General features: G+C 46.9%; 6 protein-coding genes. All 6 read left to right on the forward strand.

Annotated elements, in window-relative coordinates; all coding sequences use genetic code 11:
* The first annotated feature begins 188 nt into the window (after positions 1-188).
* Entirely contained in the window at positions 189-914 is a 726-nt protein-coding gene (locus AC6R16_RS15540; protein ID WP_486791494.1) for an IclR family transcriptional regulator, read from the forward strand.
* A gap of 5 nt (positions 915-919) precedes the next feature.
* On the forward strand, positions 920-1753 hold the full coding sequence (locus AC6R16_RS15545; RefSeq protein ID WP_500674956.1) for an arginase: 834 nt from the start codon (positions 920-922) through the stop codon (positions 1751-1753).
* 473 nt (positions 1754-2226) lie between these two features.
* Positions 2227-4119 (forward strand): PhoX family protein, encoded by a 1893-nt coding sequence (locus tag AC6R16_RS15550; RefSeq protein ID WP_500674957.1) that lies wholly within the window; start codon positions 2227-2229, stop codon positions 4117-4119.
* A gap of 187 nt (positions 4120-4306) precedes the next feature.
* A complete protein-coding gene (gene mrdA, locus AC6R16_RS15555; protein WP_500674958.1) occupies positions 4307-6208 on the forward strand; it encodes a penicillin-binding protein 2 in 1902 nt (633 codons plus the stop codon).
* Between the two features lie 337 nt (positions 6209-6545).
* Positions 6546-6704, forward strand: coding sequence for a hypothetical protein (locus tag AC6R16_RS15560; protein WP_154662709.1), 159 nt, complete (start codon positions 6546-6548; stop codon positions 6702-6704).
* Between the two features lie 260 nt (positions 6705-6964).
* Complete coding sequence (locus AC6R16_RS15565; protein ID WP_500674959.1) at positions 6965-17431, forward strand: VCBS domain-containing protein; 10467 nt, start codon at positions 6965-6967, stop codon at positions 17429-17431.
* Positions 17432-17457 lie beyond the last annotated feature (26 nt).

The raw sequence follows: 17457 nt of genomic DNA on the forward strand, positions 1-17457 counted from the left end.
AACTTTACCGTTAAGTAAAGTTTTGTCTCGAATGATGTCAGTTTTTTTCGCAGCAAGAGATATGTACAGAGCTTAACTATTCTCACATTTTGAGAATTGGAGGTTATTTTTACTTACTCATTCCTACTGGGTAAGAATACAATTTGATCATGACCTGAATGTGGCGATACAACAATAGCGTGAACTCAATGAAGCAAAATAGTGGGCAAGTAAACGAAAAGGTTCTTCAGCTACTTATGCAAGTAGCGGTAAATGATGAACCCGTGACAGCGAAACAACTTAGTGAGCAGTTAGGTACGCCTATCAGTAGCCTATACCGACATCTAAAACTACTGCGGGAATGGAACTTGATCGAAGAGAGTCCAAATGACAAAACCTTGATCATAGGTCCGGCAGCGTTACTGCTTATGCGTAGTTACGAAACCAGCCAGCATGACCTAGATACCGTCGATTCAGTGCTCAATCGTTTGCAAAAGCAGACTAATGAAATGGCGGCATACATGGTGCCGGTTGGTTATCGAGCACTTTGTGTCAGTCGTAAAGAGAGTATGCAGGCGCTTCGCTGCAGCTACGTCCAGGGTCAAAGTCAACCCCTGCTGCGAGGCGCCTCATCGAAAGTCATGTTGGCTTATATGCCCGCAGCGAGATGCGAAAAGATCCTGCGTTACTTTGGTCAACAAGAACGCTTGGAGCAGTGGCAACAAGAGCTTGAGCAGATCCGTAACCAAGGTTATGCGCTAAGTACCTCTGAAATTGACTCTGGCGTTTCTGGGATCAGTGCGCCAGTGATGAAAGGTTCTAAGCTGGTGGGGGCCATTTCGGTGATGGCGCCCGCGCATAGAGTTCAAATGAATCAACAGAAGATTATTCTTCACGTTCTTCAAGCAGCGAGGGCATTGCCCCCAGAAAGGTAATAGGTATGTTCGGGCTATTTCGACGCAATAAAACGCAAAGTGTTACAGGTGTTTTGTCCCATCGTTTGGTATTGCTGAGTGTCAGTGAGCGCTTGAAGCCGATGACACAGGTGGATTTCGAAATGGCCGATCAGAGCTTAGAAGAGATGTACGATTGGATCTCTGAACTAGAAGGCCACTGTTGGATAAATGGGGGTCATTACAATCTTGAGGTACAAACAGTTGGCAAGTATCAACTTCATTTAAGCCGTTTTCTTGGCTCTGAGGCACTGCCAGTTGTATTAACCAACAACTGCGAAACCGTATTGCACACCTTACCTGTTATTCACTCTCCTCGGCGTGAGCTTGGCATCATACATATTGGGCGGCAGTTTGAGATTAAAGCTTCTCTTGAACCAGACCAAGGGAGCGCTTTTCATTTCGCGTTATCTCGTTATAACGAATGTCGCCTGTTCTGTTTGGGCATCGATCAAGCAAGCCAAGATGAAAGGGCGTGGGAGTATGCCGAAGATCTTGGCTGTGACTGGATGACATTGGCAGAATGCAGCTTCAGTTACCGATTGCAGGTCAAGCAACAACTGGCCAATTACTTAGCCCATTGTGATGATGTAGCCGTCAATATTGATCTCTCTTGTCTCTATCCGGTATCGCGTTTAGAGAGAGGCTCCGCACTGGATGTTCAAATGGTCAATCGAATGATCCGCCAGCTGTTGATTTCCGGTAAGGTTCGTCAGGTACAGTTGGTCGGGTATAAAGATAAACACCTTTATTCAAAGCAAACTCAAAGCATTTTGCATGAATTGACGCAGATGTTTCCATCGAATAATAGAGCGGCTTAGTCACGACTTTCGAAAAACCTCGTCGCTAGAAACGCAAAAGCTGGCGGTTAAGCCAGCTTAGTTGGGTGTTAGCACATTAAGATTTGTTCGCGTCTTTGTTCGACTCTTTCCAGTACTGAATACGTACGCGATGCAATTGTGCTCTTCTCATTTTCTTCATGATAATCCCTCACTTAGAAACAATGCAGCTCGTCATTGAGCTTATGTGAATGTAGTTCCTCATGAACAGGGATTAATTTAGACCCCAATTTCGAAAAGATCTAGGTTTTTGATCACATTTTTTTGTATGTACGCCATACCTTATTAGTTAAAAGTGAACCATGGCGCAGTTTAATAAGTTTGAAATGTAACTTGCGGGTAAGTGTCATATTGCAAATTAATATTAAATAAACAATAACTTAACCAAAGTGTCATTTTCTCCGTCTACGATTTGCTCGCATTTATATAATTATTACTCAAGCAAGGAGTCAGCAATGCGTTCGGTTTCAGACAAGAAGTGTGACAATCAGGATTCTGAATTTAGCCAAATGATCGATGCACGTCTATCTCGTCGTCGATTTTTAGCGGGAACAGCAGCAGTAAGTGCGAGTGCTTTTCTTTCACTTAACCCAATTACTAAAGCTTTTGCAGCGAAAAATGATAGCCCGCTGCTTAACTTTGAAGCCGTACCAGCTTCAACTGCCGATGCGTTTATCGTGCCTAAAGGCTATAAAGCGACGCCACTCCTTTCTTGGGGTGATCCAATTTTCGCAGACGCACCAGAATTTGATCCAAGTGGTAAGCAAGATTCGAAAGCACAATTGCGCCAGTTTGGAGATAACACTGATGGAATGAGCTTCTACCCAATCAGTGAAAACCGCGCTGTAATTGCCGTAAACAACGAATATACAAACTATGATTTGTTGTTTGACCACGGTGGTAACGCCATGACTGCAGATGATGTGTTAAAAGCGCAAGCAGCACACGGCGTAACCGTATTTGAAATCGTTAAGTCTGGTGACCAGTGGAAGCTAGATAAAAACGGTCAGCGTAACCGCCGTATTACAGCAAATACCGAAATGCAGCTGACAGGCCCTGCCGCTGGTCATGACTTGATGAAAACCAAACTCGATCCATCAGGTATGAAGCCACTAGGCACGTTCAACAACTGTGCAAACGGTCAAACGCCTTGGGGTACTTACCTGACTTGTGAAGAGAACTTCAACGGTTACTTTGGTACTAGTGGTAGCGCTGAGGTGTCAGCTGATCACAAACGCTATGGTGTTAAAGCAGCTAAGAGCAAATATCAATGGCACGATACTGACGAACGATTTGATGTTGCTAAGCATCCAAATGAACCACACCGTTTTGGTTGGGTGGTTGAAATCGACCCTAACGACCCAAGCTCAACGCCACTTAAGCGCACTGCATTAGGTCGCTTTAAGCATGAAAATGCTGCCCTGCTAATCAACGACAACGGACATGTTGTGGTGTATTTAGGTGATGATGAGCGTGGCGAGCACCTATACAAGTTTGTCTCTAAGAACAAGTACCAACCAGGGAACGACAAAGCGAATCGCGATCTATTAGAAGAGGGCACTCTGTACGTGGCTAAGTTCGAAATGGATGACAAGGAGCTTAAGGGCAAAGGCCTGTGGCTAGAGCTGACGCATGGCAAAAATGGTCTAACTAAAGAGAACGGCTTTAAAGATCAAGCAGAGGTGATGATCTTTGCGCGCCGCGCGGCTACGCATGTTGGCGCAACGACGATGGACCGCCCTGAGTGGGTTGCGGTTCATCCTGATAACAAACATGTGTTCTGTACCTTGACCAATAATAAACATCGCGGTGTAAAAGAAGGTCAACCTGTTGGTGGTCCTAACCCACGCAAAGAAAACCACTACGGACAAATTGTGCGTTGGGTACCACAAAATGGTGACCATACAAGTGATGGTTTTGAGTGGGATCTGTACCTGATTGCGGGTAACCCAGAAGTGCATAAAGGTAGCTTGTACGCAGGCAGTGATAACATCAACGCTGATAACATGTTTAACAGCCCAGATGGTATTGGTTTTGATGCGGCAGGACGCCTATGGATTCAAACCGATGGTAACTACTCGAACAAAGGTGACTTTGCCGGCCAAGGCAACAACCAAATGTTGTGTGGTGACCCAATGACGGGCGAAGTACGTCGTTTCCTAACAGGCCCTATTGCTTGTGAGATTACTGGACTTACCTTCTCAGCGGATAACAAAACTATGTTTGTTGGTGTTCAACACCCAGGTGAAAGTGGGGCACCTTCGCATTTCCCTGCTGGTGGTAACAGCAAACCGCGCTCTACTATCATGGCGATTACGCGCGAAGATGGCGGTGTAATCGGCGCATAAGCGTTATTAAATGGTTGAGCCCCGAATGTCATCATTCGGGGCTTTTTTGTTTTCACTTGGGTGTTTTCTGACTTTGTTTACATTGCTCGTACATACTTGAATTCGGTTATTGGTAACGTCTGCGACAAATGTAACTAAATGTAAATGCATAAAGAGAGGCTCCTCAGCCAATCTTTAAACCTTGTCTATGAACTTTCACCATCAAAGCAAAGCGATACGGAATCATGACCAAGAGGCCAAGTTGTTTCGAAATCGAGCGATTGTCGCCTTTGTTGCAATGATCGCTCTACTTGGAGTGCTTGTTGCCAACCTTTATCGCTTAGAAGTAAAGCAAGTCGATTACTATAAAACCCGCGCTAATGACAATCGAATTCAGGTCTTGCCTATCGCTCCAACCCGAGGGTTAATTTACGATCGCAATGGCAAAATCTTAGCGAACAACTTTCCGGTTTACGTTTTACAAATGATTCCGGAAAAAGTTGAGGATTTGAATGCCTCTTTGGATAAGTTGGGGCAGTTGGTCTCGCTTTCTGATGCTCAACGAGAAAAAATCTACAACCATCACGGTAAGCGTTTTAAACCTGTCATCGTCAAGAATGGCTTAACAGAACAAGAGGTTGCCCGATTCTCAGTCCATCAATATGAGCTACCGGGCTTTTCTATTGATGTCGAGATGAAGCGAGATTACCCATATGGCGAGATACTGACTCATGTATTGGGCTATGTTGCACATATCAATGATCGTGATCTCAAGCAGCTAGATGAGAGTGGCGAGCTTGCGAACTACCGAGCAACGAAAACAATCGGCAAACTAGGTATTGAAAAGTACTATGAGCATCTACTTCATGGTGAGCAAGGGTATCAAGAGGTTGAAGTAAATAGTCGCGGCCGCATTATCCGCACCATTGAGTATGTCCCACCAGTTTCAGGTCAGGATTTGGTGCTGAACATTGATATCGATTTGCAGAAGTTTGTATTCGATAAGCTTGATCATCGAGAAGGCAGTGCCGTGGTGCTGGACCCTCGTGACAATAGTGTTCTTGCTATGGCGTCTAGCCCAAGTTATGACCCTAATCTGTTTGTAGAAGGGATTTCGAGTAAAGCCTACAGTAAGCTACTCAACGACCCATTCCATCCATTAGTCAATCGCGCCACTTTGGGCGTGTACCCTCCTGCCTCGACAGTCAAACCCTTTATGGCAGTGGCTGGGTTAAGTGAAGACATTATTGAGCCAGACACAGTTCGTAATGATCATGGTGCGTGGCGGATTCCGGGTACGACAAGACAAACTAAGGTGTGGCGAGATTGGAAACGTTGGGGGCACGGGCCTGTGAATGTCACGCTAGCGATTGAAGAGTCGGTTGATTCTTTTTTCTATCACATTGCGTATGAGCTAGGTATCGATCGTATTTCAGATTGGATGAATATGTTTGGTTTTGGTCGATTGACGGGGATTGATATACCGGAGGAGACGCGAGCCAATATGCCAACTCGGGAGTGGAAAGAGTCTCGCTATCGTCAGCCTTGGTACAAAGGCGACACCGTGCCTATTGGTATTGGGCAAGGTTACTGGACAGCGACGCCTTTGCAGATAGCTAAGGCAACGTCTGTATTAGTGAATCACGGTCAAGTCATTGCGCCCCATTTATTGAGAGCGACCTTAGCTCACGGTACGCCATTTAGTGAAGAAAAGCCCAAATCGACCAAGACCGATGACCAGATTAAAGGGGTGAGTGATAAAACCTGGGACATTGCGATGAACGCGATGCGACTGGTTAACTCTGGTAGTCGAGGCTCGGGGCGTAGAGCGTTTCGAGGGGCTGACTATTGCAGTGGTGGCAAATCAGGGACAGCTCAGGTGTTTGGTTTGAAGAAGGATCAGGTCTATAACTCCAAGGAGCTGAGTTATGATCTTCTTGACCATGGCTTGTTTACTGCCTTTGCACCTTGTGATCAGCCAAGATATGTCGCCACTGTGGTGATCGAACATGGTAATGGCGGCTCAAAAGTGGGGGCTCCTTTTGTACGTCAGGTATTTGATTACCTAGATATCGCAGGAAAAAAACAGCAGAAATCGAATCACTCGTAGCGGTAAAAAGTGCTCCAATGGATAATTATGCGTATGGAAGCATAAAATTTGTGATCTTATGTTGATAGGGCACTAAATGTAGTTGCGACATTTGTACGGTATCACTATATTGAAAGGGTATCCCAATAACTTAAAGGTGTAGAGAAACGAGTAAACTCCCAGAGTTAATACGAATAAACTGAACGCAAAAAGAGACACAGGGCTTAACGAATCCGTCGTTAAGAGTGCATCGAAAAACGTATAAGAACTAAGTATTTTCAAAGGCCTTTTGCTTTATCCCTCTCAAGTAGTCGCATCTTCAAGTTATCGATACTGCTTTGATAACCAAGGAGGAGGTTTGGCTATGTTATCACTAGGTTTGGTCGCTTTAGGCGTATTCGTATTCTTCTTCTGCTGGGTAGTTCAGCACGGTCTACCAGTCTTGGGTATGAAGCTCGATGAAGATGATTTATTGCTGATTTCAGAAATGTCTGGCGAAGACGTACTCGAAGCATAACGAAAGATATCACCAGAAAAAAAGGAGCCATAGGCTCCTTTTTTAGTTTCTACTTTTTGTTTTCAATTTGATTGTCTATCTGACAATAGTTTCCCCTGAATTTACAAAAACTATTTAATGCTCTGAAAAATATAGGCTTATTGTCTGTCGGTATCAGGTAAAAAAACTGGCTCATAACTTGCGATAGCTAGAGTCCATGCCTTGTTCCACTAAGTTAATGCTGGTGGCAGGACTTATCCAAGACGACTAAGGAGCCAGTTATGAAGCAATCACTTTCCCTTCCTGAAGGTGCGCAGATAGCGGTTGATAAAGATGGCAACGTTAGAGTGCTTCCTTTGGGGCTCCCACCACGACCAGAAGAGATTGTCATAACACAGTCGGACTTAGATAGCCTGCCCGAGTTGAGAAAAGCATTAGTTGAGAGCCCAGAGCCAAGCCCCCCTTTTGTCTCTGAGGTCGAAGATGTGACTCGCTTACTGGAACAAGGCTTGGACCCCACAGCATTGAGTGAGTTTTCACCAACCGCAGGGGGAAGCAATGGCGCAAGTCTTACCTTGTCTCAATCGATAGAAAGAGAGGGGGTTGAAAAGCTTGCTAAAACAGAGTTTGAAACACGAGGGCTAGATAAAGAACAAGGAGAAAAGCAGAGAATCTCTTTGTTTGATGACCCGGCATATAAAGCGACCAATCAATCGCCGCAAGTATTCAATGAGCAGAGAACGTTTACTGAGGAATCAGGGTTTAATCTTGTTTCTCCACTAATTCCGTTTGATGTGAATGGAGAGGTATTGAGCATCACGGTCACAGAGCTGCCAACCATAGGTTTTATATCTCATTTTGATGGAACTCCAATCATTATTGGAGAAACGCTGACTATAGAACAACTCGAAAACATCTGTTTTCATGCACCAGAGGAGTGCCGGGAGGGCGATGTAGCTGGTTTATTCTCATATAGTGTTGATGATGGTGTAGGAGCATTTAATAGTGTTCAGCAAGCTAGTATACAGATATTGCTCCAGCCACTTAATGATGCTCCCGTCGCTTTTGACAGTGTTGAAACTGTTATTGAAAACCAGAGATTAGAAGGGCGATTACCTCAAGGGGAAGATGTTGATGGCACCATCGCGTCTTACCAATTAGTCGCAAATCCGGAGCTCGGTGGCGTCACGGTCAATTCTGACGGTTCCTTTGTTTTTGAAACCGGAACCGATTTCGATTTCTTATCAGAAGGTGATACCACCCAAGTCTCTTTCCTATACTCCGTTACAGACGATGGCGGGTTAGACAGCGAACTTCAAACCGTGACCATCACCGTTACCGGTATCAATGATGCGGGAGTGATTGCAGGGGTCGATTTCGGTCAGGTAGTGGAGGATTCGCAAGGGGTAAAGTTAACAGACTCTGGTCAATTGACTGTTACTGATGTTGATGGTGAGCAAGAAGAAGCATTTGATAACAACAGCGTCGTACCAGCCGCGGGTGTTCTGGGACAGCTTGAGATTGATAAAACCGGCCTATGGCAATACAGCGTCGACAACGCAGACGTTCAATACTTAGGTGAAGGGGAAACCAAACAAGAGATTTTCACCGTGAGTTCGGTTGATGGCACGGAGCACACCGTGACGGTAACCATTATCGGTGTAAACGATGCTGCAGTGATAGCAGGCCAAGATACAGGCAGTGTTAAAGAAGATGAATCTACACCGCTGTTAACGGAATCTGGCACATTGACCATCAGTGATGTGGACGGCGCAGACGAAGAGCTATTTGTCCCTGCGTCTCTGACTGCTCCGGAAGATGCTATCGGCACGCTGACTATTGATGAAAATGGCCAATGGAATTTCGAGTTAGAAAACAGCTCAATTCAATACTTGGGTGAAGGGGAAACCATCACCCAGGTTTACACGGTTGAATCCATTGATGGCAATTCACACCCGATCACCATTCAAATCATTGGTACCAATGACGCCGCGGAAATTACTGGTGACGATGTTGGCACCGTCACTGAAGATGAATCCACCCCACAGCTTACTGATACAGGCTCACTACGAATTTCTGATGTCGATGGTGAAGATGAAGAACTTTTCGTGGCTGCTACAGGCATCACCAGTGCAGGTGTTCTAGGTAGCTTAGCCATTACCCAAGATGGCGATTGGACCTACACGGTTGATAATGCGGATGTTCAATACTTGGCAGAGGGCGAAACTAAGGTTGAAACCTTTACCGTAGAGTCTCTTGATGGCACAGAACATACCGTGACTGTCACCATTATTGGTGTCAACGACAGTGCAGAAATTGCTGGTGATGATGTTGGCGCGGTGACCGAAGACGATGATACGCCACTGCTGACCGACTCTGGCACCTTAACCATTTCAGATGCCGATGACGGCGAAGCCGAATTTAAACCAAGCAGTGTGGTTGCCTCTGCAGGCGCATTGGGTTCACTGACTATCGATGCGGCAGGTAATTGGGATTACCAAGTCGATAACGCTGACGTGCAATACCTTGGTGAGGGTGAAACTAAAGTCGAGACATTCACGGTTGAATCCCTTGATGGTACTGAGCACACCATTACTGTCACCATTACTGGCGTCAACGATAGTGCGGAAATTGCTGGTGATGATGTTGTGGCTGTAACTGAAGATGATGATACGCCACTTCTGACCGATTCAGGCACGTTAACCATTTCAGATGCCGATACAGGTGAAGCGGAATTTAAACCGACCAGTGTGGTGGCATCAGCAGGGGCGCTAGGGTCATTGACCATCGATGAATCGGGCAACTGGGACTACGTTGTTGCTAATGATTCAGTGCAATATCTGGGCGATGGCGAAACCAAAGTAGAAACCTTTACCGTTGAATCAATCGATGGCACGCAGCACACCATTACCGTCACCATTACTGGCGTCAATGACAGCGCAGTAATTGCTGGCGTTGATACCGGCGAAGTAACGGAAGATGACATCAATCCTATCCTGACTGATTCAGGCATTCTAACCATTTCGGATGCCGATACTGGCGAAGTCGAATTTAAACCAAGCAGTGTGGTAGCGTCTGCGGGCGCATTAGGTTCACTCATAATTGATGCCGCAGGTAACTGGGATTACCAAGTTGATAACGCGGACGTGCAATACCTCGGCGAGGGTGAAACCAAAGTCGAAACCTTTACCGTCGAATCACTTGATGGCACGCAGGATACCATCACTGTGACTATTATTGGTGTCAACGACAGTGCCGAAATTGCCGGTGATGATGTTGGTGCCGTGACCGAAGACGATGACACTCCACTCCTTACTGACTCTGGCACCTTAACTATTTCAGATGCTGATAGCGGCGAAGCTGAATTTAAACCAAGCAGTGTGGTTGCCTCTGCGGGCGCATTAGGCTTATTGACAATCGATGCGGCAGGTAACTGGGATTACCAAGTCGATAACGCTGACGTGCAATACCTTGGCGAGGGAGAAACCAAAGTCGAAACCTTCACCGTCGAATCCCTCGATGGCACCCAGCACACCATTACTGTGACTATTACTGGCGTCAACGATTCTGCCGTGATCTCAGGTGACGATGTTGGCACCGTGACCGAAGATGAGTCCACACCACAGCTGATTGATACAGGTTCACTGCGAATTTCTGATGTCGATGGTGCAGACGAAGAACTTTTCGTTGCAGCCACCGACATCACCAGTGCAGGCGCTCTAGGTAGCTTAGACATTACCCAAGATGGCGATTGGACCTACACGGTTGATAATGCCGATGTTCAATACTTGGCAGAAGGCGAAACTAAGGTTGAAACCTTTACCGTAGAATCGCTCGATGGCACGCAGCATACCGTGACTGTCACCATTGTCGGCACCAATGATATTCCTGCTATGTTGGGAGATCTTACGGGTGAGGTGAAAGAGGAAACGGCTCTACAAACCACAGGTACGCTTACCCCAGTCGATGTCGATAACGGCGCAACGCATACTTGGGCTCTAGTCGGAGAAACGGATTCGACCTACGGTTCAATATCAATCGATGACCAAACGGGGGAATGGACTTACACCCTTGATAATAATGCCGCACAACCACTGGCTGAAGGTCAAGAAGTACAAGAAACCTTTGTGGTTGAGGTGGATGATGGATTAGGGGGAACATCGCAACAAAATATCGTCATTACCATTGAAGGTACCAACGATGATCCTGTGATCAGTGGTGATGACAGCGGCAACACTGTAGAAGACTTAATGCTGGTGGCCGATGGTGTGCTCAGTGTTGATGATACTGATGTGACGGATACTCACACTTGGTCAATTCAAGGTAATGGCCAAGGCAGCTACGGCAGCATCACCATCAACCAAAACGGTGAGTGGGAATACACACTCGATCCTAGTTTGACTCAGTCGTTTGAACACGGAGAACTCTACGAAGAACAAACGTTCACGGCTATCGTCAACGATGGTAATGGCGGCACTGACAGCTTTGAAATAGATATCGACATTCTTGGTCAAAATGATGCGCCGAATATTTCAGGTCGTTCAACTCGAACTATCTGGGAAGACGATGGTAGCGGCGTTCGAAGTGGTACTTTAAATACTGGCGACCCTGACGTTAACGAGGTACACACTTGGTCGATTGTTGGCGACCCTGATGGACAATTTGGTTCCCTGACTATCAATCAAAATGGCGTGTGGACTTACACCTTAGACACTAATGCTACGCAAGCAGCCAACACCCAAGCTCTCTCGCTTAATCAAAACGTCAAAGAGTATTTCACCGTCCAAGTGGTTGATAAACATAATCAAGTGGATACCAAGCAAGTGGTTGTTACGGTTAAGGGGCGCAACGATGCACCAGAAATTGATGGTGTACTCGTGGGCACGGTGACCGAAGATGATGCATTGCCAGTGACCACTTCAGGTCAACTGAATCACAATGATGTTGATGGATTGGATGACCATGTTTGGTCACTGCAAACCAATCAAGGCCAATACGGTTCGCTGCAAATTGATGCTAATGGTGAGTGGACTTACACCTTAGCCAATGGTCACTCGGCGGTTCAAGCCTTGCTTCCAGGAGAAACTCTAACCGAAACCTTCTTGGTCACGGTCACTGATGACACCAATGACAACAAATCCTCCAACAATGCTTCAGACACTGAAACCATCACCATCACGATTGAAGGTAGCAATGACACGCCAAGCATTACTGGTGGCACAACCGGCAGTGTGATTGAAGATACGCCAGCGAAAAGTAGCGCAACAGGTAAGCTGCTCGCCCTTGATATCGATACCAACGATGCACATAGCTGGAAAGTGGTTGGCGAAGATATTAACGGCGAGGCGAGTGGCCTTTACGGCATCTTAACGGTTGATGATAACGGCCAATGGTTATACCAACTCGATAGCACCCGTTGGAGCACCCAATCGATCCCACCAGGCACAACAGAAGTCGATACATTCGAAGTTGAAGTCACGGATATCAATGGCGCGACAGAAACCATCACGGTGGATATTTCGGTGGCTGGTGTTAACACCACACCTGATATCGTCCTTGGTGATACGCCTACCATTGTTGAAGATGATGTGCCAAACACCATCAGTGGCACCTTTGGTTCGGGCGACCCTGATGTTGGCGACTCTGCGCTTTGGAGCGTTATTTCAAGCGGCAGCTATGGCAATTTTGTACTCGATTCAACTGGTGGTTGGGTTTATACCCTCGATAATGGCAACAATGCCGTCAATCGACTTGATGAGGGCGATCTTCTGCAAGATACGGTGCAAATCAAAGTTGTCGACCGATTTGGCGAAGTGTCTATTAAAGATTTCACCGTTGATATCGAAGGCAACAATGACGGCCCTAGCATCAAAGGCGATGTAGCGAAAACTATCCGAGAAGATACCGCCAGCTTCAGTGGTCAACTGCAAGATGGTGATCCAGACGCTCACGATACTCACTTATGGTCACCAAGCAATCTAGTCGGCAGTTACGGCAGCTTTACCATGACCTCTAGCGGCGCTTGGGTTTATTCACTCAACAATGCGCTCGACGAGATCCAAGAGCTCAATCCCAATCAAACCCTACAAGAGAATTTCACGGTCGAAGTGGTCGATAGCTATGGTGAAATCGACAGTCGTGATGTGGCGATCACCATTCGTGGTACCAATGATCTGCCAACCGTATCCGGAGATATTGCCGGTACCTTTGTCGAAGACCAAGCCTCTCCCGATATTACGGGGGTGATGATCTTGTCAGACATCGACGATGCCGACACACCAAGCTTTATTGCCAATAGTTACCAAGGTAATTTTGGCCAGTTTGATATTAACCAAGCGGGCGAGTGGAGCTTTACGGCCTACCCAGATTCACTGGATGCCATGAAACGTGAAGAAGTGGTGTCAGAAGTCTTCACTGTGATTGCAGAAGATGACTTTGGCGGTGTGATCACTCAATACGTCACCATCAACATTGAAGGGACTAATGATGTGCCTGTCATCACTGGGGATAGCTCAGGCAGCGTGATTGAAGATGGTGCTAACTTTGGTGCGATCGATTTCAGTTCTACCAGCGGACAGTTGACCTCTTCGGATGTCGACAAAGACAGTTCTGTGGTCAGTTGGGCGATTGAGAATGGTACCGATCCTGGTGACGCCGAGTTCGGTATAGGCACATACGGCACACTCTCTCTCGGCAACGATGGCCAATGGGTTTACCAGTTAAACAACAGCGATCCAGATACGCAAGCGCTCAACTTGGGTGATGTAGGCCAAGAAACCTTCTATGTCTCTGCAACCGACAACGATGGTGCTGTCTCGGAATGGCATCAGATCACCATTGATGTCTATGGTCAAGATGAAAACGGCTCTGGAGGTGGTGGCAGCGGCGCTGGTACCGATCTGGGCGATTTATCGACGACCCTTATCGAAGATGTCACCACTGTGACAGATGGCATGGTGCCAGTTTTACCGGGAAACAATAACATCACTGGTGTTTCCCCAATCTCGGGTGGCATCTTTGGTACCTTGATTGATGGTTCTGGTCAAACGGGAGTCGCAGGCCGTCAGTGGCAATACACGCTTGATAACAGCTCTGACTTAGTCCAAAGCTTATCTGAAGGGCAGCAAGTCACCGAAACATGGCGCATTGACACCAATCAAGGCTACTACACCATGGAAGTCGTGATTGAGGGGACAAACGATGACCCAGTGATCACCTTTACCGATTCTCCAATCACTGAACCTGCGCCGGGCGTTACTGTTCAGGTGGGTGAAGTGACCGATGAAGTCTCTCCGCAAGCATCCGGTGTGCTTGGTGTTGATGATCCAGATAACGGTGACACGCATACATGGTCGCTGGATCCAACTACCCCAGCATCAGGCACGTACGGCACCTTAACACTTGATGCAGACAGCGGTGAGTGGGTCTACGTATTGGCCGATAACGCTGCGGTTAACAATCTTGCTCATGGAGAAACGGCCACTGAAACCTTTATCGTGACGGTTACTGATAGCGAGCTTGCGACTGATACACGAACCATTACCTTACAAGTAACAGGCGTGGGTGAAGATGTAGTGGTTGTGGACCCTGTGATTGAAACGCTCACCATGACAGAGGATGTGGATGATCAAGATGGTAGTGATGACGGCGTTTATAGCGCTTCGGGCTCGTTAGCGGCACCAACAGACTTAGGCGACAACCCAACCTGGACCTTAGTCGATGGCTCGGGTCAATACGGCAGCATCAGCGTGGATACGAGTGGTAACTGGGTTTACACCTTAAACAACAGCAGTAATGCGGTTCAGTCCCTGCAAACTGGTGAAACGGTGCAAGATACCTTTACGCTTTATGTCGTCGATGAGCATGGTAAAACCGTTGTTGATGGTAGTGGCCAACCGCAGTTGATGGAATTTACCGTGGATGTTCAGGGCAGCAATGATGCGCCAAACATTACCGGTGATTTATCCGAGTCCATAAATGCCGATAATACCTCGCCCCTGTCAGGTACAGTGCAACCGGGTGATGTCGATACCAATGATCGCCACAATTGGAGTCTTGAGAGTGTTCCCCAGTATGGTGCGTTTAGCTTGATGTGGATGTGGAGTGGCGCATCGGCAGAATGGAGTTATGAGCTAGATACAACTAGAAATGATCTTATTGAGCTCAATGGTCGAGATTCAGCGCCATTCACTGAAACCATCACCGTTAAAGTGGTCGATAGCTTAGGCTTAGAATCTGAAAAAGACATCGTCATTACTATCAACGGGGTGAATGATGCTCCAACCATCAGCGGTGATGCCAGTGCCGCATTAAGTGAAGATGGTGTGCTTACTCAAACCAAACAGCTCATTGGTGATGATGTCGATATTGGAGATACCGTGACCTTTGATGCTAAGTCACTCAATGGTACTTATGGTTTATTTATTATTGATGCGACCGGTGAGTGGAGCTACACCATTTACAATGATCAGCCACATATCCAAGCCCTTGCTGAAAATGAGGTGGTGACTGAAAGCTTTACCGTGTTCGCTACCGATGATTTGGGTGCGGAAGTGAGCCAAGTGGTGACGGTGACTGTCACTGGTTCTAATGATGTGCCGGTGTTATCCGGTGATGTTCAAGGAATAGTGCAAGAAGCGTCAGGTAGCAGCGCATCAGGTAAGTTGGTGGTCAGCGATGCTGATGTGGGAGACAATGCAACCTTCTCTATCGTCTCTAATGGCAGCTTAGGTACGCTACAAGTGAACGCTCAAGGTGAGTGGACCTATGTGGTCGATGATACTGCCCCCGCAGTCAATGCGTTGGCAGTAGGGGAAAGCACCACTGATACGATTCAAGTTAAAGCGATTGATGGTGAAAATGGCGAGTCCAATATCGTAGACATCATTATCACCATTAACGGTACTAATGATGCGCCTGATATTGTTGCCATTGCGACTCAAGAAGTGACAGAAGATACACTGTTAACCCTTTCTGGTACGTTTGATAGTGGCGACCCTGATAACTCAGACCCTCATTCTTGGTCAGTGATCAGTTCGGATACCCGAGGCACGCTAACGGTGAATCAGACTACCGGTGCATGGGACTTCGAGCTAAATAATACTCATGCTGATATTCAATCCTTAGCGGCGGGCGAAACCCTAATGCTCAGCTACACCATTCAAGTGATGGATGAGCTGGATGAAACAGACACCCAAGTGGTTGAGTTTGAAGTGACGGGTACCAATGGCGCACCGAGTGTCGTTACCTCAAGCAGTACACTGACCGAAACCATCAATGCTGACAGTACGATTACATCGGCAAGTGGCAGTATTGTGACAGACGATGAAGACACCAGTGATACGCACACCTTCGCCTTGACCGGAGATGTGCAAGTGCTGACCAGCAGCTTTGGTGAAATGACGATTGACCGCACTACCGGTGTATGGAACTACACCCTGAATGTTGCTGCAGGGTTATTGCTTAAAGATGAGTTGGTGAGTGATACCTTTACCGTGACCATTGATGATGACAATGGTGGTGTGATTACTCAAGTGCTAACCTTCAACATTCAAGGTACCGATGACTTGCCTGTAATTACCGGTTCGGCGGCAGGTCAGGTTCAAGAAGATTACCTCAATCAAACCTCTGGGCAGCTTGCCGCGACAGACACCGAAACTGACACGGGCGATCTTACATGGCAGTTAGTAAGTAACTCAGTCGGTCAGTACGGTACGTTGAGCTTTAATCCAACAACGGGTGAATGGGACTATCAACTTACTCCTGGCTCAACCAATGACTTAGTCGCTAGTGCCACAGATACTGACGAGTTCACTGTACAAGTATCGGATGGTGTAAAAACCACGCAGCAAGTGATTGCGATTACGGTGATTGGGAATGTGGCTCAACAAGGTGGCATCGGCTTTGACTTGCTACAAGCGAGTAGCGCAGATGAATGGTTGTGGGGCGGGCCAAATGACGGTTCTGATGCAGGTCAAACAGACAGCTTCGCTTGGAGTGATTCTACGGTAGGTACATCGGCGCAGTCAGGTACTGATTACGTGAAAGACTTTGATGCTGGCGAAGACATCATTGACCTATCAGGCTTCGTCAATGTTAATGATGTTTGGCAATCGGTCTCAGTGGCACAGCAAGTGAATATCGATGAGGTTGGAACTGATACGCAAATTAGCTTGTTCGATAGCAATCAAGATTTGGTTCAAACCATCACCTTACAAGATGTGCTGATAAGCGAGCTGGCCAGTGAAGATACTTCGAGTATGACTCAAGCAGAGTTACTGAGTACCTTAGTGAGTGACAAGGCGATCACTATCTCTCAAACCTATGGGCATGAAGGGGACGATACCTTAACTGGCAGCTCAAGTGACGACATCTTATTGGGCGGACTGGGCGAAGATACTTTTGTGATGCTGAGTGAGAATGCAGGCACGGCGTTGAGTCCAACCCAAGATACATTGGCGGACTTCTCGGTCAGCGATGATATCATCGATTTATCAGACTTACTGCCGGATGCACCGAGTATGAACGACTTGTTTGCAAATATTGATGCCACTGTGGTCGATGATATCAATGACCCTAGCGATGACGCTTATACCCTGCTCGAAGTCACCGATGAAAGCGGTGGACAAACCAACATCAAGATCAATGATATGGGGTATAGCGAACTCGGCCTAGGCGCAGGCGCGACCGATGATGCGATCGTGACTGCATTAGTCGAACAACTAAAAGTCCTCCAAGTCGAGACATAGAATAACGATCTTTACTATCAGTCAAA

Source organism: Vibrio sp. R10-SG3-ISO10, from assembly GCF_059834185.1.